The sequence below is a fragment of the Gammaproteobacteria bacterium genome (assembly GCA_028819075.1).
GTDB lineage: Bacteria > Gemmatimonadota > Gemmatimonadetes > Longimicrobiales > Gaopeijiaceae > BD2-11.
Window position 1 is genome coordinate 52,271 of record JAPPMM010000059.1, and the last position, 20,093, is coordinate 72,363.

A 20,093-nucleotide genomic window follows, 5' to 3' on the forward strand; every position below is an offset into this window, starting at 1 on the left:
AGGCGCCCGGCGGGCTCAGCTCGTCCTTTCCACGTGCACGGTCACATTGACTTCCACTTCCGCGTGGAGCCTGATCGGGACTTCGAAGTCGCCAAGCATCTTGATCGGTTCGGAAAGCATGACGTGCCGCTTGTCGAGATCGAAGTCCAGCCCCGAGCCGACCGCGCGTTCGGCGATGTCCGCCGCCGTGACCGAGCCGAACAGCTTGTCGGACTCGCCGGCGCGTGCCCGGAAAACGAGGTGCATGCCCTCCAGCCTGGAGGCGCGCCGCCGTGCTTCCAGGTAATCCTTGCGAGCCCGCTCCTCCGCTCTGCGCTGCTCCTGCTCCAGACGTCGGACGTTGGCCGCCGAAGCTTCGTAGGCGAGGCCGCGGGGCAGGAGAAAGTTGCGGGCGTACCCGGGCTTCACGTTCACGACATCGCCCGGTTCCCCGAGGCGGTCCACGGATTCCTTGAGGATCAGTTTCACCATCCACTCCTGTTTTGTCGAAACATGCGGGCCCGCGCCGTGAGGCGCCACGCGGGCCGGTGGTTGTCGGTCAGGTTCGTCGGGCCCGTGCGCGGATGTCCATCCAGGTGTCGCTCAGCCCGATCAGAAGCGCCGCCGCAAAAAGGAAGGGTGCCAGCAGCAGGAAAGCGAGCGCAAGCAGGACCCATCCGAGAGCCGACACGCCGCGGGTCAGCGTGACCGCCACGCCGGCGCCGCGCAACGCGTAGAGCGCGCCCATGAAGGCAAGCAGGTTCAGTCCCACCCGGCCCGCGGCGCCGTCGGGCTGCACGATGAACAGTGCCGCGCCCGCAACCAGCAGCCACACCAGCTGGTCGTCGAACCGGAAGTCGCGCAGCTCGCGGAGGCCTTCCCCGCTCCCGCGCACGAGGCGGACGTAGATCCACCAGGCGGTGCCCAACGCGGCCAGGGAGGACAGTCCGAGCATGGCCGGGAACAGGTTGCTCTGCCACTCCGCCGCCTGAAAAACGGTGGTGATCACGGTCCCGGGGAGCGGAGTTCCGTCCCGGAGGACGCGCAGCGCTTCGAGGGACGTGCTCACTCCGTCGCGCAATCTGGTCGCCACCATCCCGTCGATAATCGCCCAGCGCCGGGGGCTCAGCCCCAGTGCGGCCCATGCGCCGGCACCGGAAATCGCGAGAGCCAGCAGGGCACGGGGCAGAAACTTCCGTTCCGGCCAACGCAATGTCACCGCGGCAAAGCAGCCGCCCAGTATGATCGTCCATCCACGCTCCACGTACCACAATCCGGATCGCGTGGCGCCGGCCAGGACGACCACCATCCCCAGGACGCCGGCCATCACGGGCAAGGCCCGTTTTGCGGGCGAACTGAATACGAGACAGGCGAACGGGATCAACACCAGGACGAGGGGACCGAAGACGGAGAACATCAGCGTGGCGAAAAAGAGCGCTCCCGCTCGTCCCCAGCCCCGCAACGGGGTCCTCGCCCGGACCACGGGCGATGCTATCCCTCGTGACGGCGCACGTAGGGAAGCAGGGCCAGGTAGCGCGCCCGCTTCACCGCCCGTCCGAGCTTGCGCTGAAATCCGGCGGCCACGCGGGTCGTGCGCCGGGGCAGCAGCTTGCCCTGCTCGGTGACGAAGCGCGACAAGGTGGCTACATCCTTGTAGTTCAGGATGGTGATCGGCGGGCCTTCGATGCGCCGGCGGTGACCGCGCCCCCCGGAGAACTCGGGCGGGCTCGTTCGCGACCGGGCGTCATCTTCCGGTTCCCCGTCCTTTTTCGGGTCGTCGGCATCGTCCTCCTTGCGGGACTCCTCGGAAGCACTGGAGGCCGCGGGGGGCTCGGCCACGACGGACATGCCCGTGGACGGCTGGCCCTCGTTGAGGACGATGAGATACCGGAGCACGCCCTCGTCGAGCTTCATGATGCGCTCCAGCTCGGGCAGGCTCGTGGGATCGCCGAAGAATTGCGTCACGACGTAGTAGCCGGAGGTCTGCTTCTGGATGGGGTAGGCGAGCCGCCGGCCGCCCCAGTGGTCCACCACCCTGATTTCGGCGTCCCCGCCGGATACCAGGCCATGGAATCGCTCCAGCTTCTGCTGGATGGCGTCCTCGCCCAGGGCGGGGTGGAAAATCAAAACGAGTTCGTAGTCGCGCATGGTCTCTCCCATGGTCCGCGTGTTGACGGGCCTCGCTCCCTGGAGCGCTGTTCGCGGAAGGATTCGCTCCGGGTCCGAGGCGGGATCGGCACGGGAATATACCCAACCCGACCTGAGCTTCAACCCGGGGGCCTCCGCGAGGCGCGGGTCGGGCGGGGGAACGTCAGCTCTTCGCCGCCGCCTCCTGCACGGCGAGAACGAGCGACGGGTAGCGGCTGAACGCCCAGCGGGCCTCCTCGACGTCGAGCCGTTCGCGGTTGGTGTGCGCGTAGCGTTCCTCCCCGGGGGCGAAGCCGATGGTCGGAATGCCGAACACGCCGCAGGTCCAGCCTCCGTCGGTTGCGAAGGTCCAGGGACGGCAGCGGGCGGCCGTGTCAGGGGCGCCGCGGCGCCCCACCGCGCCCGCGGCCGCGGTCACCACCGCGTGATCGGGTTCCATGAGAAAGCCCGGCGTAAGCAGGTTGCGGTCGGCGGAGCGGCCGGTGTAGGAGGTCTGGCGCTCCGAGGCGAGGCGGCATTCGATGGCGTAGCCCGCGGGCACATCCGGGAGCACCTCGGCGATCGCGTCTTCGACGCGCCCGATGAGGCTCGCCTCGGTGTCGGTGGGCAGGATGCGCCAGTCGAGCACCACGATCACTTCGTCGGGGATGACGTTCGGGCTCTCGGGGCGCACCCCGACGTCGGTGGGCGCGAGGCTCGCGGGCCCCAGAACGGGATCGGACTCCTGCCGCCGCGCGAGAGCGGCGACCCCGGTCAGCACGCCGGGCAGCAGGTCGAGCGCGTTGCGGGCCCGGTCGGGGGCGCTGGCATGGCTGGCGAGACCGCGGATCACGACCTCGAGCTGCGCCCGGCCGCGGTGACCCAGAGCGATGTCGCCGTACGTCGACTCGCCGATGATCACCGCTGCGGGGTTCACCAGGCCCGACCGCACCAGGTTCTCCATGCCCCAGCCGCCCCGCTCCTCGTACACCACCTGCCCCACGATCACGTCGCCGGGCGCGCGGTTCGCGAGGGCGGCGGCGGCATAGACCTGGAGCGCCATGGGCCCCTTGATGTCCATCGCCCCGCGGCCGTGCAGGTGGCCGTCCACGACATCGCCGCAGAAGGGCGGATGCTCCCATTCCTCGTGCGCCCCCTCGGCCACCACGTCGAGGTGGCAGGAGAGCATCACCGGCGGTGCGTCGCCCCTTCCCTTCACGACGCCGGCGACGCTGCCCAGCCCGTCAACCTCCACCCGGTCGAATCCCAGCACGCGCATCTCCTCCTGGAGGCGGGTGGCGACTTCGCCCTCTTCCCCGCTCATGGAGGGGATGCGGATCAGATCCCCGGCAAAGGCCAGGGCGTTTTCGAAGGTCGGCTCGCGGTTCATCGGCTCAGGCTCCGGGGGCAGGCACAGGGACTATCCGAGGAAGATCTCCAGGAGGTCCCGCATCCAAGACACGCCGACTCCACCCTCCCCGTGCACGCGCACGAACCAGGGGGCCAGCACCAAGGCGACTACGCTCATCAGCTTGATGAGGATGTTGAGCGAGGGACCCGAGGTATCCTTGAACGGATCTCCGACGGTGTCTCCCACGACGGCGGCCTTGTGGGGCTCCGAGCCCTTGCCGCCCATCGCCCCGCCCTCGATGTACTTCTTGGCGTTGTCCCAGGCGCCGCCCGCGTTGGCCATGAAGAGCGCCATGAGCACGCCGGTCACCGTCGCGCCGGCGAGCAGCCCGCCGAGTGCCGCCACGCCCAGGACGTAGCCGACCACGACCGGAGACAGCACGGCGATGACGCCCGGGAGGATCATCTCTCGCAGCGCCGCGCGCGTGGAGATGTCCACGCAGCGGGCCGAGTCGGGCTTGGTGCGGCCCTCCATGATGCCGGGGATCTCGCGGAACTGGCGGCGCACCTCGGCGACCATCCCGGCCGCGGCCCGTCCCACGGCGGTCATCGTGAGCGCCGCCACCAGGAATGGAAGCGCCGCGCCAAGGAAGAGGCCGATCACGACCAGAGGATCAACGATGCTGATCCCGGTCTGCTGGAGGCCCACCTTGGTGGTGTAGGCGGAGAAGAGCGCGAGCGCGGTGAGCGCCGCGGAGCCGATGGCGAAGCCCTTGCCGATCGCCGCCGTGGTGTTGCCGATCGCGTCCAGCGAGTCGGTGATCCTGCGGGTCTCCTCGCCGAGGCCGCTCATCTCGGAGATGCCGCCGGCGTTGTCCGCGACGGGCCCGTAGGCGTCCACGGACATGGTCACGCCCACGGTGGCCAGCATGCCGACCGCGGCGATGCCGATGCCGTACAGCCCCGCCGCCATGAACGAGACGAAGATGGCCAGGCAGATGAGCAGCACCGGGATCACGGTGGACTCCATGCCCACCGCCAGACCGGTGATCATGTTGGTGGCGGAGCCGGTGTCGCTGGCGCTGGCGATCCGGTGCACCGGCTTGCCGGCCGTGTAATACTCCGTGGCCAGCCCGATGAAGATCCCCACCAGGGTGCCCGCGAGGATCGCCCAGAACGGTCCCATCGGCGAATACACGGTGTCGACATCGGCCAGCTGAAGGTCGAGCGACCCGACGATCAGGTACATCGCCACCAGGAACAGGCCCGCGGCGACGAAGGTGACGTTGCGCAGGGCGCCGGCCGGGCTGCTGCGTTCCAGGACCTTCATGGTGGCGATGCCGAGCAGCGATGCGACCAGCCCCGCCATCACCGTAAGCAGGGGCAGGGCCACCGTCTCGGCGACGCTGGCGGAGGTGAGCTGGGATGTCGCCGCGATGGCGATGGTGGCGATGATCGACCCGACGTACGACTCGAAGATGTCGGCGCCCATGCCGGCCACGTCGCCGACGTTGTCGCCCACGTTGTCGGCGATGGTGGCGGGGTTGCGCGGGTCGTCCTCCGGGATGCCCGCCTCGACCTTGCCCACCAGGTCGGCGCCCACATCCGCCGCCTTGGTGAAGATGCCTCCGCCCACGCGCGCGAAGAGCGCGATCGAGCTGGCCCCCATCGCGAAGCCGGCGACGATCTCGGAGAAGCGCGGGAAGTCGCTGGTGCCGGGAATGGCGCCGGCGGCGAAGATCCAGTAGAAGATCCCGACTCCGAGCAACCCCAGCGCCGCCACCGAGAGACCCATGACCGCGCCGCCGGCGAAGGCGATGCGGAGCGCCTTGCCCTGGCCCTCGCTGCTGGCCGCGGCCGAAGTGCGCACGTTGGCGCGCGTGGCCGCTTTCATGCCGAAGAAGCCGGCGAGCACCGAGGAGACGGCGCCCGCCACGTACGCCACCCAGGTCCACCCCGGAATCGCCACCGCCAGGAGAATGGCGACCAGCACCACGAACCCGGCCAGCACCGTGTATTCGCGGCGCAGGAAGGCCATGGCCCCGTCGTGGATCTGGTCGGCGAGGTCGATCATGACGGCCGTGCCCGGGTCCTGCCGTCTCAGGTAGGCGAAGACGCCGCCGGCTGCAGCGAGCCCGAGGATGCCGAACATCCAGGCCCAGTTCGCAAGGGGTACCAAGTTGTTCATCGGGTCCGTTTCCGGTTGGGGTTGGCGGTTCGGCTCCCCGCGTAGCGCGGGCGGGTCATCGGTTGTAGGCGTTCATCACGGGCTCGATGCCCTCGCACATCCACAGTCGGGCCGCGGCCGCCAGCTCGCCCAGCAGGGCGACCACCTCGCCCTCGTCGTCTTCCGGCATGGGGGAGAGCACCCAGTCCGCCAGATCCATGTCTTCCGGACGGGCGCCCACGCCGATGCGCAGCCGCGGGTAATCCGTGGTGCCGAGCACGCCGGCCACCGACCGGAGGCCCTTGTGTCCGCCGGCGCCGCCGCCGGGCCGCAGACGCAGCCGCCCGACGTCGAGGTTGACGTCGTCGGCCACGACCAGAAGGTCCTCCGCGAGGCGGAACTCCTCGGCATCGAGATACGGCGCCAGCGCGGCCCCGCTTCGGTTCACCCAGGTGACCGGCTTCACCAGGTGCACGAGGTAGTCATCGACGAACCCGTCGGCCAGCAACGAGGCCGCGGTTCTCTCGAAGGGCCCGAGATTCCAGTCGTACGCCAGGCGGTCGATGGCCCACCATCCGACGTTGTGGCGCGTGGCGTCATAACGGGCTCCCGGGTTTCCGAGACCCACGATGACCTTCAACTAGGACTCCTCGACATCCTCGCCGGCTTCTTCGACCTCGCCGACTTCCAGAGCATCTTCCTCCTCGTCAGGCGCCCAGGATGTCGCGATGTGACAGACGAGGGTATCCGGGCTGGAGAGCAGCTCGACGTCGTCGGGAAGGGCGATGTCACCGAGCCGAAGCGACTCTCCAATGCCCAGCTCCGAGATGTCGGCCTCTATCGACTCCGGTATCTTTGCGGGCGTGCAGCGCACATGCGCTTCGTGCGCGGCGATGTCCAGGCGACCGCCGGCGCGGGTCCCTTCCGGAGTGCCGGAGAGCGTGATCGGGACGTTCAACTCCACGGCGACGCCGTGACGCAGACGCATGAAGTCGACGTGGATGATGTCGGGGCGGAACGGATGGGTCTGGATCTCGCGCACCAGCGTCCGCAACGTCTCTTCACCTCCGATGTCCAGTTGAAGAACCGTGTTTGCCACCGGTATGGACTGGAACAGGTTGACTGCCTCCTGTTCATCCAGCGAGAGCGGGATGGGGTCCATGTCCTTGCCGTACACGACCGCCGGGATACGCCCCGCTCGCCGCAGGCGGCGTGCGACGCCCTTGCCGGTCTTGTTCCTGCGGCTCGCCTGGAGGGATGCTTCTGCTACGCTCATTTCGGGCTCTTCGTCGGTTTCAGGAAGCTGTAAGGGGGGATTGGCTGCGCGCATCGATCCACGCGCCTGCCGACGCGGGATCGCCGTCACCGGCATCAACCACGATCGGCGCCTCGCGGGCCGGCATCCTGAACAGCTGGCTCACCGAGGCGTTGGAGTGAATGTAGCGGATGGCATCGGAGAGAAGCCCGGCCACGGACAGCACCTTGAGCTTGGGGAAGCGCAACTCCGGGACGATGCCGATGGTGTTGGTGACCACGACTTCCTCGACCGGCGCTCCCTGCAGCCGCTCGGACGCCCTTCCCGACAGGAGGGCATGGGTTGCACAGGCATAGACGGCGGCCGCCCCGCGTTCCTTGAGGGCGTAGATGCCGTTGGTGAGGGTGCCCGCGGTGTCGACCATGTCGTCGACGATCAGGCAGGTCCTGCCCTCCACCTCGCCCACCACGTTGACCACTTCCGCCACGTTCGCGGTGCGCCGGCGCTTGTCGATGACCGCCAGGGACGCCCCGAGGCGGCGCGCGAAGCCGCGCGCCATCTTCGTGGACCCCGCATCCGGCGCGACGACGGCCAGATCATCCAGGTTCATGTCGCTGAAGTACCGGGTCAGCACGGGCGCGGCGTACAGGTGATCCACGGGGATGTCGAAGAATCCCTGGATCTGATGCTGATGGAAATCGACGCCCAGCAGCCGGTCGGCCCCGGCCGCGACGATCAGGTTGGCGACCAGCTTGGCGCCGATCGAAACGCGCGGCTGGTCCTTGCGGTCCTGGCGTCCGTACCCGAAGTAGGGCACCACTGCAGTGACCCGGGCGGCCGAGGCGCGGACGGCGGCGTCGACGAGGAGCAGAAGCTCCATGATGTTGTCGGCCGGCGTCGTCGTCGGCTGGATGATGAAGACGTCGCGGCCGCGCGCGTTGCGGTCCAGCCGGACGAAGATCTCGCCGTCGGCGAAATCCCGCACCGTGGCGCCGAAGGCCGACTCGCCCAGCCTCTCCCCGATCTCCGCGGCCAGCGGCCGGTTGGCCCGGCCAGCCAGGAGCAACAGCGGACCGCGGCGGTATTGGTCGTCCATGGGGGCGTCACCGTAAGCTGGCGTTCAGGGGGCGTTCGACGTGACGGTAGCCGTTAAGTGTAGATACGCCGGAGAGGAGCGTCAACGCGCGCTTTGCTCGGGCGCCAGCGCGCCCGCGCTATCCGACAATCTGCACGCGCCGGCGTCGTATCACGGGTGCCCAGTCGTCGACGCTGAGCTCCAGCCGGAGCTCGTAGATCCCGGGTTCCAGGTTTCTGAAATCGAGATCGACGGAGCGGAAGTGCGCACCCGGTTGCCCCGGGCTCGGCTCGATCCACTCCAGCGTCAGCGGATCGCCGCTCCCCACCAGCCTCAGGAACTCTCCCAGCCGGCGGAAGAACGAGCGGTCGAGCGGCTCGACTCCGAGGCTGTAGGCGATCCGGCTTTCGCCCGTCCCGAGCCCGTAGGCTTCCCACGCGACCGCCAGCTCCTGCAGCCCGCCGAGCGCCAGCGAAGGCAGCGCATGGTCCAGGACGTCGTCGACCGACTCGGGCATCCGGTCCAGAGCTTCGATGATCAGGAAGTCGGAGAGATCCGGGATGTCATCCGGATGCGGACCCAGTGCGAGGTCTCCCCGAAAGCGCGCTCCATGGCCGGCCCGGCGGTCGAGGGCTTCCACGCTGTACACGTAGCTGCCGAGCGGCACCATGAGCGAAAGCGTGCCCCTGTCCGAAAGCATGCGCTGCGTCGGCGGACGCGCCTCCCCGGTCGTCTCCGCCCAGGGCACCAGGAACAGTCCCGCCTGAACATCGCGCCGATGCTCGTTCGCTTCCTCGGGGCTGCCCGGGCCGGGAACCGCTCCGGACGTGTCCCGCGGTTCGAACCGGAACGGAGCCACAACCAGCAGCGAGTCGCCGCGCCGGAAGCGGGCGAGCACGGTGTACATCGTCCCCAGTTCGGGGGCATAGGATGGCGCATACGCGCTGCGAGGCCGTTCGACCGGGTCGCCCCAGACCATGCCCGGGGGCAGGCTGGCTACGCCTGTCAGCACTCCGTCCGGGGGCATGTACCGCTCGGAGTGGGGAGGATGGCGCCCGGTCACCCGCGGAGTCATGCTCGATCCGCTGGTGGGCACGTATCGGGTCCAGCTGGTTTCCTGCCCGTAGCGAATGGCGAGTTCATCGAGGCCGGATGTCCACGGCAGCCCGTGGGGATTGCGCGCACGCCGCTGAATGCGACCCACGGTGTGCCGGCTCATGTGTTCGGTCCAGCGGTCGTTGCCGCGCACCAGATAGTAGGGATCGGCGAGCGCCCACAGCCTGCGGCTCGCCGCCTCGCGCGCTTGCGGATCGAGGCCGTCCAGGCCGGATTCATCCGTCCTCTCCAGCAGGAGCGCCAGTGAAAGCCACTCCTCGGCCTCGCGCGGATCCATCGCTTCCAGCGCCAGGCGGTAGGTACGCTCCGCGTCCTCGAACCGCTCCAGGCGATGGAGCGCGAGACCGTGCAGCAGGTGGCACAGGTCGGGCTCCGGAGCGGCGCAGTCGCGGGCAACCTCGAGCGCTTCGTGCGCCCGGCCCGCCTCCACCAGGTAGAAGACGCGCTGGCCCGCGATCCAGCCGTCGCCGGGCAGCCGCCGCGCGGCGTGCGCCAGGGTGTCGAGAAGTTCCTCGCGCGCCACGGTGATCTCCACGGCCTCCGGATCCGGCTCGTGGTGATTGTCTCCGTGCCAGTAGCACATGCGGCCGATGAGTTCGTCGCACGGGGAGGAACCGGGCTCCATGGACCGGGGCAGATGCTGCACGCGCACACGCTCGAAGCGCCGCTGCGCGTCGCGGGCCCGGTCGTGGATCGCGGAGGAGTCGGGTTGAACCGACGCCTCCTGCGGAGATGGATCCGAGGGCAGGTTGCGTTCCTCCCGCGGAGGAACCGCGGCCGCCACGGACGACACTGCAAGGGTCGCGGCCAGCGCGAGCGTGGCGGGGGCGAGAACCGGACTCGCGATGAGGGCTCCTCCTTCGAGGCGGGAGCGGATTGGCCCGGGTGGATTCGAACCACCACCGCCGGTTCCAAAGACCGGTGTCCTGCCATTAGACGACGGGCCACCCACGATGGCTCTCGGAATCCTACTCGTGCGCCGCTGCGGTCTCAAGAGTGAACCGGGGCGCGCTACGTCGGTTGCAGCGCGGGAAACCTCGAAAGGGTGGTCGTCAGATGGACGTGTTCGCCTCCGTGCAGCGGCTGGACCTGGCGGTGAGCTCGCGCAGCCGACTCCTCGTGCGGGTAAACCGCGAAGATCGTGCTGCCGCTGCCCGACATGAGCGCCAGCAGGGGCGAGGTGTCGCGCAGCGAGAGCATCGTGTCGCGGAGGTCGGGGCGGACGGCGAAGATGGGCGCCTCGAAGTCGTTGTGGGCCATCCCGGCCACGGTCGGCCAGTCCCGGCAGCGGGCCGGGGTGAGGGGGACCGGCTGCCCGGCGGACGGCAACTCCACGCTCCGGCCCCTCCCGCGCGCGAGCAGGTTGTACGCCCAGGCCGTCCCGACCCCTTCCGGCGATCCCACCAGAAGCACCGGGCGGGGCGGCAGCGGGGGCAGCGGCGTGAGGTGGTCGCCTCGGCCGCCACCCAGTCCGAGCGGCGACGGCGACAGGAAGAAGGGGACGTCGGCGCCGAGGCCGCGCGCCATCCCGGTGAGCGCGGCGACGCCCACGGGTGGTCCGAACAACTCGTCCAGGCAGCGGAGCGTCGCCGCCGCGTCCGAGGAACCTCCCCCCAGCCCGCCACCGACCGGAATGCGCTTCTCCAGCTGGATCGCCACCCCGCCCTGCTCACCGCGCGCGACCAGATACGCCCGCGCCGCCCGGTACACCAGGTTGTCGCGCGGGTCGCCCAGGTCAGCGCCTGTGACCTCCACGGTGATGCCCGCCCGAGCGCGCTCCACCCGCAGGCGGTCGCGCAGCCCGACCGCCGCGAAGAGGGTGTCCACGTTGTGGTACCCGTCGGCGCGCCGCGCGCCCACGCGCAGCACGAGGTTGACCTTGGCCGGAGCCTCGACCACGACCGCGCGCTTCACCGCGCCGGGACCGCCTCTTCGCCGCCCTTCCGCGCCAGCCCGATCTGCCGGAACGAAAACCCCATGCGCCAGAAGTACCAGAGCCCGATCGCGGTCACGGGAATGAACGTCGTGACGTGGTACCCCGCGGCGAACGCGAGCGCGGGGTTCTCGCCAATCCCGAGGACACCGACGAGCGCGACCCGCACCGCGGCCTCGAACGGACCGAAGAATCCCGGCGCCGAGGGCAGCGCGACCGCCAGCGCAGTGATCCCGTTCAGGAAGAGCGCTTCCGCATATCCGGCATCGATGCCGAAGGCGCGGAAGCCAAGCCAGAACGACGCCGAATGCCAGAGCCAGAAGGCTAGGCTCCACACCGCGGTGCGCGCCACCAGTATTGGACTTCGAAGCGCACCCAGCCCCTCGACGAGCCCGTCCAGAATGGACAGCGCCCTGTCCCCGGCGGCGTCCGGCAGCCGGGAAGCCAGCGCACGAGCGGCGGCCAGCACCATGTACGGCCGCGCCAGCACCAGCGTCACCCCCAGGATGACGATCGCAAGCACGGCCAGGAACCCGGCAACCGCGCCCCCGACAAGCTCGCCGGCGAGCTCCGAGTCCGCGCGGAACCCCGGCAGCGACAGCGAAACCACCAGCAGCGCCACAACCGTGATGCCATCGAAGAGGCGCTCGACGACGAGGGAGGACAGGCACGCGGAGGTCCGCATCCTGGCCATGCGCGCGAGCGACCAGGCGCGGGCGAATTCGCCGGCACGGGCGGGCAGCAGGTTGTTGACCATGAATCCGATGGTGGTGGCGGCAAAGCGGGCCCGCAGACCGGTCTGCGACCGGAGCGGGGTGAGCAGCACCTGCCATCGCATGGCGCGCAACAGGTAGCCGGCGGTCGCGACGAACACCGACGCCAGCAGCCACCACGGGTCGGCGGCCGCCACCTCCGCGGCAATGGCGCCCAGGTCCTCGCCGCGGAACACCCACCAGAGCAGCAGGGCGCTGACGGAAAGCCCCAGGAGGGGCTTCCAGGACGATGTCACCGGGCGCGGCCTCAGAAGCCGATGGGAGGCAGCCAGCCCTCGGCGCTCATCATCGCGGGAGCGCGCCGGATGATCTCCTTCATCTCCCGCACCGCCCGCTCGAGCCCCACCAGCACCGCGCGCGAGACAATGCTGTGACCGATGTTGAGCTCCTCGATCTCGCCGACCGCGGCCACCGGGATGACGTTCTCGTAGGTCAGCCCGTGCCCGGCGTGCACCGCCAGTCCCGCGGCCCGCCCGGCGCGCGCCGCCGACACCAGGCGACCCAGTTGCGCGGGACGGCCGTCCATGTCAGCCAGCGCGTACTCTCCGGTGTGCAGTTCCACGGCATCGGCGCCCAGCTCGGCGCTGGCTTCGATCGCGTCCTCGTCCGGGTCGATGAAGAGCGACGTCCGGACCCCGGCGTCGGCGAGCCGGTCGAGCGCGTCCCGCATGGCGGCGCGCACCTCCGCCGAGCCGAGCGCCAGTCCGCCCTCGGTGGTGACCTCCTCGCGGCGCTCGGGCACGAGCGTGGCCTGCATCGGCGCCAACTCGCACGCCAGGCCGAGGATGTCGGGGGCCGTCGCCAGCTCGAGATTGATCCCCGTGCGTGTCGTCTCCATGAGCAGCCGGACGTCGCGGTCGCTGATGTGGCGGCGGTCCTCGCGCAGGTGCACGGTGATCCCGTCGCAACCTCCCAGTTCGGCCAGTACCGCCGCGCGCACGGGATCGGGTTCGTCCGTCCGGCGCGCCTGTCGGACGGTGGCCACGTGATCGATGTTTACGTAGAAGCGCATGGCGTGCCTCAACCGGATGAAGGGGCGATGTCCTCGGACGCCGCCCCGGCGGCGACCTCCAGGATATCGATGTCCCCGCGGGCCTGGAGGCGCCCCAGGGCCGGCGCGGGAAGTCGGGCCGTGACCATCAGGGCGGAGCCGTTTCGCGTCGTCTTCACAACCTCACCCTCGCGATAAAGCGCTGCAAGCGTCCCCCCGTCGGTCACCTTGAGCACCACCTGCACGCTCTGGAGGGCTGCCCGGATGCGCGTCAGCAGCACGCTGCGCAGCCGCTCGAGCGTCTCCGGCTGGTAGACCGACAGGAAGACGGAGGGAGTATGCTCTCGTCCCCGAACGCGTTCCCTCAGCACCTCCTCCTCGCCGTGGGTGATGAGGTCGGTCTTGTTGAACACGAGCACGCGGGGCGCGTCCAGGAGCTCGAGCTCCTCCAGCACCTCGTGCACGACCGAGAGCCGGCCTTCCCAGTCGGGCTCCGAGGAGTCCACGACATGCAGGATCAGATCCGCTTCGCGCGCCTCCTCGAGCGTCGACCGGAAGGAGGCGATGAGATCATGCGGGAGCTTGCGGATGAAGCCCACCGTGTCCGTCAGCAGCGCCTGGTGCCCCTCTCCCACCGGCACAACGCGCGTGGCGGAATCGAGAGTGGCGAAGAGCCGGTCCTCCACCAGCAGGTCGGCGCCCGAGAGCGCCCGGAGGAGCGACGACTTGCCGGCGTTGGTGTATCCGACCAGGGCCGCCCGGAAGGAGTTGGCGCGTCCCTTGCGCTGGGTGGCGCGGGACCGGGCGACCCCCTCGAGCTTGTGCTTCAGTTCCGAAATCCGGGTGCCGATCAGGCGCCGGTCGGTCTCGAGCTGGGTTTCGCCCGGCCCCCTGAGCCCGATCCCGCCGCGGATGCGCGAGAGGTGGCTCCACATGCGCTTGAGGCGCGGCAGCAGGTATTCGAGCTGCGCCAGCTCCACCTGCATGCGCGCTTCGCGGGTGCGCGCGCGGGTGGCGAAGATATCCAGGATGAGCTCGGCACGGTCCATCACCCGGATCCCCAGGAAGTCCTCCAAGTGGCGAGCCTGATCCGGCTTCAGCTCGTCGTCGAAGATGACCAGGTCGGCTTCCGCCGCCCGCGCCGTCGAGCGCAGCTCGCCAGCCTTGCCCTTGCCGATATAGAAGTGGGGATGGGGGCTGCGGATGCGCTGCTGCACCGTCCCCACGACATCCGCGCCGGCGGTATCCGCCAGGCGGGCGAGTTCCTCGAGGTGCTCGCGCGCGGTGACCCGGCGCATGCGCCCGCGGGGCGCCCCGACCAGAATCGCGCGATCGGTGGTGGGGCGGTTGTCGATGAATCGATCAGGTATGGCAGTGCCTCCGTGGGTGGCGGGCTTCCGCGGGCTCGTTCCGCCTGCGCCTGCAAGCCTCGGGACCGGGACCGCCCGTGGCAAGTTGGAGCATCCGGCCCTCGCCTACGTCCCCGAGCCCGGTGGCGGTTTCGACCCGCGCTCTTCCCCATGCGATGAAGCCCGGGCGCGCAGGGATCTGAAACGCTCGAGCCTCGCCGCGATACTCCGTTCTTCGCCCGCGGTCGCGGGGGCGTAGAAGCGCCGGCCATCGAGCTCGCCGGGCAGGTAGCTCTGCGCGGCGACGCCCTGCGGAGCATCGGGATCGTACTGATACCCGGCACCGTACCCAAGCTGTTTCATCATGTCGGTGGGCGCGTTGCGCAGATGAAGGGGCACCGGGGCGCCGGGCGTCTGCCGCGCCGCCTGCCCGGCATCGAGCCACGCCCGATAGAGGCGATTGGACTTTGGCGCCGACGCCAGATACACGACGACTTCGGCCAGGGCCAGCTCCCCTTCGGGTGAGCCGAGGAAGTGGAAGGCGTCGCGTCCGGCGAGCGCGACCGCCAGCGCCCGGGGATCCGCGAGGCCGATGTCTTCGGAGGCCATGCGCACCAGTCGTCGCGCGATGTAGAGCGGGTCCTGTCCGCCCTGAAGCATGCGCGCGAGCCAGTAGAGGGCGGCGTCGGGGTCGCTGCCGCGCACCGCCTTGTGCAGGGCGGAGATGGTGTTGTAGTGCTCCTCGCCCGCCTTGTCGAAGTGCGAGAAGCGGTGCTGGGCCGCCTGCCGTGCGTGCTCCAGGGTTATGGCGCGTCCGGCACCGGCCAGGTCGCCAGCCCGTTCGAGCACGCCGAGCGCGCGTCGCGCGTCCCCGTCGGCGCGTCCGGCGATCCAGTCCAGCACGCCCGCGCAGGCGTCTTCCGGCACTCGCCCCAGGCCCCGCTCGCCATCCTCCAGCGCGCGCCTCAGGATGACGGTCAGTTCCTCCGCCGAGAGTGGTTCCAGCACGAACACCGGGGCCCGCGACAACAGCGGCCGGATGACCTCGAAGCTCGGATTCTCGGTGGTCGCGCCGACCAGGCAGACCACCCCCTCCTCGACAAAGGGGAGGAAGGCGTCCTGCTGCGCCTTGTTGAAGCGGTGAATCTCGTCGCAGAAGAGGATCGTTCCGCGACCGGTCGCGGCGATGCGCTCCCGGGCCTCGGCGATGATCGCGCGGACGCGCGCCACCCCCTCCGTCACCGCCGAGAACGCGACGAAGGCGGCATCGCCGCGGCGGGCCAGCAGGCGCGCCAGCGTGGTCTTGCCGCTGCCAGGCGGACCCCAGAGGATCAGGCTCGAGAGAGCACCCCCCTCGAGCATGCGCCTGAGCGGGCTTCCGTCCTCCAGAAGGCGCGCCTGTCCCGCGAACTCGCCGAGCGTGCGCGGGCGCATGCGGGCCGCGAGCGGGGCCCCGGCTCCGGCCGTGGATGCCCCTCCCGGACGCGTGTCGCGGCCAGTCGGCCCCGCTCTTCGCGACCCACCGGAGCCCACCCCGGTTGCGATGTCACCGAAGAGCGTGGGCTCGTTCACGCCGGTCTCTCGGAGGTGTGTGACGCCCGGGCGCGGGCGTCAACGTAGCGCCGGGCGCGAAGTGCCAGAATCGGACCACGATTCAACGCAGGATCATCCAGGACCAGCTCGAGCAGATGAGCGAGCACGGCGCCGAAACCGGGACCGGGCCGCATACCCATCTCGATGAGATCCCGCCCGGTAAGCGCCAGATCCGCCAGCGCGAGCGGGGGATCCATGGCCAGCTCCGCCCTGACCGCCCTCCAGCGGGAGAGCACGGCGCGCTCGGGGTTCCGGGCTCCCAGAGCGGTCTCCAGTCGGGCGCGGGCGATCCAGATCCGAAACAGGTGGCGGCGGTCCACTTCCCGGGTCTGGTGAAGCCAGCGCCGCAACGTCGGTCCGGCGCCGATTTCAGGGCTGGCCGCGACCGCGCGCACCAGCGCGCTCACGCCCTCGGTGTCGGCGCGGGAATAGCGCAGGCGCTCCATCAGCTCAGCCGTGCGCATCCCTGCGCGCTCCTCCGCAGGCAATTCCTCGCCCACATCCCCCGAGGGCACGCCGATCGCGCCCAGGAGGCATGCCAGACGTGCGAGCGGGTATCTCCGGGAGACGATGTCCACCATCTGAAGGGCGGCGCTCCAAGGGTCGAGCCGGCCGTCCTCGCGCCGGTTCAGGCATCGCGCCAGCTCCGGGTAGAGGATGGGGAGCACGCCGGAAGCGGCGTACAGAGAGAGCGCGCGCGATGGATGCGTGGAGCGGAGGGTCTTCGTCAACTCCTCCCGCACCCGCTCGGGCGACAGGTCCGCCAGATGCTGCCGGTGCTCACAGAGGGCGGACCACGTCTCCGGCTCAACGGCCAGGGCGAAGCGTCCGGCGAAGCGCAACGCACGCAGGATGCGCAGGAAGTCCTCCGCGAACCGCGTCCTGGCGTCTCCGACCGTGCGCAGGATCCCGGCGGCAAGATCGTCGGCGCCGCCGAAGGGATCGCGCATCTCGCGGCGCAGAGGGTGCCACGCGATGGCGTTGATGGTAAAGTCCCGCCGCCCCAGGTCCTCGTCGATGTCGTCGGCAAACTCGACCGTGGCTCTGCGCCCGAAGGTCTCCACGTCGCGCCGGAAGGTGGTGACCTCGTACATCTCCCCTCGCGTGAGCACCCCCACCGTTCCGTGCTCCAACCCGATGGGCACGACCCGCCGGAACACCCCCCGCACCTGCTCCGGCCGGGCGCGCGTGGCCAGATCCCAGTCGGCGTCCGCGCGACGCCCCGCGAGCGCGTCCCGTACGACGCCCCCTACCGCCCACGTCTCGAAGCCGGCCTGTTCGAGTCTTCGAATCACCCACCGGACCGAGTCCGGGGCGGCCGGCTGCTCCCTCCCCTCCGTCACTGCCAGGCGGCCGCGCAGCGATCCAGAATGAGGTGCAGCCCCGAGGCGACCTCCGGCTCATCGACGGCGGCCTCGCAGGCGTACGTGAGAAGCGCGTCCGCCGCGAGGAGCTGAAAGGCCGCGTGGCGGTCGAGCTGCCGCGCCACCTCGGCGCGGTCGAGCGCGGCGATGCCCAGGTCGGCGAGGCCGGCGACCGCGACGGGAATCTCGCCCTCCACCGCGAGCCACTCCTTCAGCCCGTCCGGTACGGCCGGACGGCGGGCGTCGAGCCAGTCCCGGAGCGCGGTCACGGCCTTCCGCCGCGGCCGGAGAGTTCGCGCACGACCGCCTCACCCGCCGCCAGCGCCTCGTCAAGCCGGCTGGGATCCGCGACGCCCGCCTGCGCCATGTGCGGCCGCCCGCCGCCGCGTCCTCCCACCACCGCCGCCACTCCCCGCACCACCTCGTCCGCCTTGATCCCCCGGCGGATGAGGGCGGCGCCGACGAAGCTGAACAGGGTCTGCTTCCCGCCGGGCAGTTCGGCGGCGACCACCGCCACCCCACTCGGTTCGGCGGCCAGAAACTCGTCGCCGTAGCTGCGCACCTCGTCCGCGCGGCGCGCCCGCATCCGCACCGCCCGGTAGGCCGCCCGGAAGGGGTCGCCGTCGCCGAGGGTGAGCTCGCTGGCCACCACCACGGTTTCGCGCCCACCCCCCGCCTTGCCCATCTCGTCCAGCAGCCGCTCGAGCTCCTTCTTCTCGTCGATGAGCTGGCGGGTACGCCGAACCGCGTTGCGCACCGGCGTCCGCAGCAGGCCGGATACCTCCTCGAGCTCCGCCTCGATGGACTGATAGTGCCTGAGGGCGCCCGGCCCGGTGACCGCCTCGATGCGGCGCACGCCCGCCGCCACGCCGCCCTCGCTCACGACCTTGAAGAGCCCCACTTCGCCGGTATGGCGCAGGTGGGTTCCGCCGCACAGCTCGATGCTGATGCCGGGAATCGTGATCGTGCGCACGCGGTCGCCGTACTTCTCGCCGAAGAGCGCCATCGCGCCCGCCGCGATCGCCTCGTCGTAGGTCGATTCGCCCACCTCGACCGGGTAGTCTCGCCACACCGCCTCATTGACGAAGGACTCCACCTCCTCGACCTCCCCGGCCGTCATCGGCCCGGAGTGGGCGAAGTCGAAGCGCAGCCGGTCCGGAGCCACCAGCGACCCCTGCTGCGTCGCGTGCTCCCCCAGCACCGACCGAAGAGCGGCGTGCAGAAGGTGAGTCGCGGTGTGGTTCCGCTCAGTGTCGTGCCGGTCGTCCTCCGGGACCCGGGCCTGCACGGGCAGCGGCCCCACATCCAGCGGCGGCGGATCCCCCTCCAGCGGCCCGGTCAGTGCCGTGCGGCCTTCCACCCGTTCGACCCGCTCGACGGTGAGCCGCCAGCCGTCGCCGGTAACCGTGCCCCGATCGGAGACCTGGCCGCCGGCCTCCACGTAGAACGGGTTCTCGCGAAGCTGCATGCCCCATTCAGCGTCGCCTTCGCGCAGTGCGATGACGTCTGTGGACACGCCTCGATGGTCGTACCCGACGAATGTCTGCTCGGCATCCGTATCCAGGTCCCGCCATCGCCGAGGGCCGAGCGACGCCACTACAGACAACTGTGCGTCCACGCCGACATCAACCGTTACGGTAGCCGTTAGTGGGCCCCGACTCCGCTCCCGCTGCCTCTCCAACGCCGCCTCGAACCCCTCCACGTCCACCGAATACCCCCGCTCGCGGGCCATCACCTGGGTGAGATCGAGCGGAAAACCGAAGGTGTCGTACAGGCGGAAGGCTTCTTCGCCACCGATCACGTCGTCGTGGGCGTTGGACGCGGCAACCTCGAAGCGCTCCATCCCCCCTTCAATGGTGGTCAGGAAGCGCTCCTCCTCCCCCCGCGTGATCGACAGGATGTGCTCCGCCCGCTCGACCAGCTCCGGGTAGGTCTCGCCCATGGCCCCGATGACCGCGTCCACAACCTCCACCAGGGCGGGCTCGCGGCGCCCCAGCAGCCAGGCGTGCCGCACGCCCCGCCGCAGGATCCGGCGCAGCACGTAGCCCCGCCCCTCGTTGGACGGATAGACCCCGTCGGCGAGCAGGAAGGCCACGGCGCGGCTGTGGTCGGCGAGCACCCGGTAGCTCACCCCCTCCGGCGCATTCGGGTCGTATGGCCTCCCCACGACCTCGGCGGCGCGCTCCAGAAGCGGCCGAAAGAGATCGATATGGTAGTTGGAGTCCACACCCTGCAGCACCGTAGCCAGGCGCTCCAGCCCCGCCCCGGTGTCGATGGAGGGCGCCGGCAGCGGGTGCTGCACACCCTCCTCGTCCCGGTTGAACTGCATGAACACGAGGTTCCACAACTCGAGGAACTCGCCCCGCTCCCCCTTCTCCTCGAACTCGGCGACGGGCAGATCCACGCCCCGCTCCCCCCTCGGCCGCAAGTCGTAGTGCACCTCCGAACACGGCCCGCAGGGCCCCGTGTCGGCCATCTGCCAGAAGTTGTCCTTGTCGCCCAGCCGGTAGATGCGCGACCGCTCGAGTCCCGCCACCTCGTGCCAAAGCTCGGCCGCCTCGTCGTCGGTGTAGTGCACCGTTGCGTACAGCCGGTCGGGATCCATGCCCAGCTCGACGGTCAGGAAGTCCCAGGCGTAGCGGATGGCCTCGCGCTTGAAGTAGTCCCCGAACGAGAAGTTTCCGAGCATCTCGAAGAAGGTGTGGTGGCGCGCGGTGCGCCCGACCTCTTCCAGATCGTTGTGCTTTCCGCCGGCGCGGAGGCATTTCTGGGAGGTGACCGCAGTGCGGTGCGGCGCAGGCTCTTCGCCCAGAAACACGCTCTTGAACTGGACCATGCCCGCGTTGGTGAACAGCAGGCTGGGATCGTTCCCGGGAACCAGGGAAGAACTCGATACTACGCCGTGTCCGCGCTCCTCGAAGAAGCTCAGAAAGCGCCGGCGGATTTCAGCAGTTTCCATCTGCAACGGGCCGGTGGCGGGAAGGCGCCGCCGCCCGATACGGGACGCCAGCACCTAGAATA

General features: G+C 70.0%; 17 protein-coding genes and 1 tRNA gene. All 18 read right to left on the reverse strand.

All coding sequences use genetic code 11. From position 1 onward, the window contains the following. Window positions 1–15: 15 nt before the first annotated feature. A complete protein-coding gene (gene rplI / locus OXU32_15965; protein MDE0075452.1) occupies window positions 16–471 on the reverse strand; it encodes a 50S ribosomal protein L9 in 456 nt (151 codons plus the stop codon). A gap of 67 nt (window positions 472–538) precedes the next feature. Further along, entirely contained in the window at window positions 539–1,462 is a 924-nt protein-coding gene (locus tag OXU32_15970) for a hypothetical protein (GenBank protein MDE0075453.1), read from the reverse strand. Window positions 1,463–1,470: 8 nt separating this feature from the next. Further along, window positions 1,471–2,127 carry a 30S ribosomal protein S6 gene (gene rpsF / locus OXU32_15975; protein MDE0075454.1) on the reverse strand — a complete coding sequence of 219 codons (657 nt, stop codon included), beginning with the start codon at window positions 2,125–2,127 and terminating at the stop codon, window positions 1,471–1,473. A gap of 163 nt (window positions 2,128–2,290) precedes the next feature. Beyond that, window positions 2,291–3,496, reverse strand: coding sequence for a M20/M25/M40 family metallo-hydrolase (locus OXU32_15980; protein MDE0075455.1), 1,206 nt, complete (start codon window positions 3,494–3,496; stop codon window positions 2,291–2,293). A 30-nt stretch (window positions 3,497–3,526) separates the two neighbouring features. Beyond that, window positions 3,527–5,644 (reverse strand): sodium-translocating pyrophosphatase, encoded by a 2,118-nt coding sequence (locus OXU32_15985; protein ID MDE0075456.1) that lies wholly within the window; start codon window positions 5,642–5,644, stop codon window positions 3,527–3,529. A 55-nt stretch (window positions 5,645–5,699) separates the two neighbouring features. After that, a complete protein-coding gene (gene pth, locus OXU32_15990; protein ID MDE0075457.1) occupies window positions 5,700–6,263 on the reverse strand; it encodes an aminoacyl-tRNA hydrolase in 564 nt (187 codons plus the stop codon). Then, a complete protein-coding gene (locus OXU32_15995) occupies window positions 6,264–6,899 on the reverse strand; it encodes a 50S ribosomal protein L25 (protein ID MDE0075458.1) in 636 nt (211 codons plus the stop codon). 19 nt (window positions 6,900–6,918) lie between these two features. Continuing rightward, a complete protein-coding gene (locus tag OXU32_16000; protein MDE0075459.1) occupies window positions 6,919–7,974 on the reverse strand; it encodes a ribose-phosphate pyrophosphokinase in 1,056 nt (351 codons plus the stop codon). Between the two features lie 118 nt (window positions 7,975–8,092). Continuing rightward, on the reverse strand, window positions 8,093–9,853 hold the full coding sequence (locus tag OXU32_16005) for a hypothetical protein (protein ID MDE0075460.1): 1,761 nt from the start codon (window positions 9,851–9,853) through the stop codon (window positions 8,093–8,095). A 92-nt stretch (window positions 9,854–9,945) separates the two neighbouring features. Next, window positions 9,946–10,016 (reverse strand) — tRNA-Gln (locus tag OXU32_16010). A gap of 64 nt (window positions 10,017–10,080) precedes the next feature. Beyond that, the gene (locus tag OXU32_16015) at window positions 10,081–10,983 is read right to left on the reverse strand and encodes a 4-(cytidine 5'-diphospho)-2-C-methyl-D-erythritol kinase (GenBank protein MDE0075461.1); all 903 of its coding nucleotides are present in this window, start codon (window positions 10,981–10,983) and stop codon (window positions 10,081–10,083) included. Beyond that, on the reverse strand, window positions 10,980–12,011 hold the full coding sequence (locus tag OXU32_16020; protein MDE0075462.1) for a lysylphosphatidylglycerol synthase transmembrane domain-containing protein: 1,032 nt from the start codon (window positions 12,009–12,011) through the stop codon (window positions 10,980–10,982). Before OXU32_16020 ends, OXU32_16015 begins: the two co-directional genes overlap by 4 nt. An 11-nt stretch (window positions 12,012–12,022) precedes the next feature. Beyond that, the gene (locus OXU32_16025; GenBank protein ID MDE0075463.1) at window positions 12,023–12,787 is read right to left on the reverse strand and encodes a pyridoxine 5'-phosphate synthase; all 765 of its coding nucleotides are present in this window, start codon (window positions 12,785–12,787) and stop codon (window positions 12,023–12,025) included. Between the two features lie 8 nt (window positions 12,788–12,795). Further along, on the reverse strand, window positions 12,796–14,220 hold the full coding sequence (hflX, locus tag OXU32_16030) for a GTPase HflX (GenBank protein ID MDE0075464.1): 1,425 nt from the start codon (window positions 14,218–14,220) through the stop codon (window positions 12,796–12,798). 21 nt (window positions 14,221–14,241) lie between these two features. Beyond that, window positions 14,242–15,687 carry a replication-associated recombination protein A gene (locus tag OXU32_16035; protein ID MDE0075465.1) on the reverse strand — a complete coding sequence of 482 codons (1,446 nt, stop codon included), beginning with the start codon at window positions 15,685–15,687 and terminating at the stop codon, window positions 14,242–14,244. Next, entirely contained in the window at window positions 15,684–17,003 is a 1,320-nt protein-coding gene (locus OXU32_16040; protein ID MDE0075466.1) for a CCA tRNA nucleotidyltransferase, read from the reverse strand. The genes OXU32_16035 and OXU32_16040 overlap by 4 nt, the downstream gene beginning before the upstream one ends. Window positions 17,004–17,047: 44 nt before the next feature. Continuing rightward, a complete protein-coding gene (locus tag OXU32_16045) occupies window positions 17,048–17,341 on the reverse strand; it encodes a hypothetical protein (GenBank protein MDE0075467.1) in 294 nt (97 codons plus the stop codon). Further along, the gene (gene alaS / locus OXU32_16050) at window positions 17,338–20,085 is read right to left on the reverse strand and encodes an alanine--tRNA ligase (protein MDE0075468.1); all 2,748 of its coding nucleotides are present in this window, start codon (window positions 20,083–20,085) and stop codon (window positions 17,338–17,340) included. Before alaS ends, OXU32_16045 begins: the two co-directional genes overlap by 4 nt. Window positions 20,086–20,093 lie beyond the last annotated feature (8 nt).

Excerpts from the sequence above, each read along its gene's own strand:
- rplI (MDE0075452.1), bottom strand. The coding sequence starts at position 471 with ATGGTGAAACTGATCCTCAAGGAATCCGTGGACCGCCTCGGGGAACCG.
- rpsF (MDE0075454.1), bottom strand. The coding sequence starts at position 2,127 with ATGCGCGACTACGAACTCGTTTTGATTTTCCACCCCGCCCTGGGCGAG.
- OXU32_15980 (MDE0075455.1), bottom strand. The coding sequence starts at position 3,496 with ATGAACCGCGAGCCGACCTTCGAAAACGCCCTGGCCTTTGCCGGGGAT.
- OXU32_15985 (MDE0075456.1), bottom strand. The coding sequence starts at position 5,644 with ATGAACAACTTGGTACCCCTTGCGAACTGGGCCTGGATGTTCGGCATC.
- OXU32_15995 (MDE0075458.1), bottom strand. The coding sequence starts at position 6,899 with ATGAGCGTAGCAGAAGCATCCCTCCAGGCGAGCCGCAGGAACAAGACC.
- OXU32_16000 (MDE0075459.1), bottom strand. The coding sequence starts at position 7,974 with ATGGACGACCAATACCGCCGCGGTCCGCTGTTGCTCCTGGCTGGCCGG.
- OXU32_16025 (MDE0075463.1), bottom strand. The coding sequence starts at position 12,787 with ATGCGCTTCTACGTAAACATCGATCACGTGGCCACCGTCCGACAGGCG.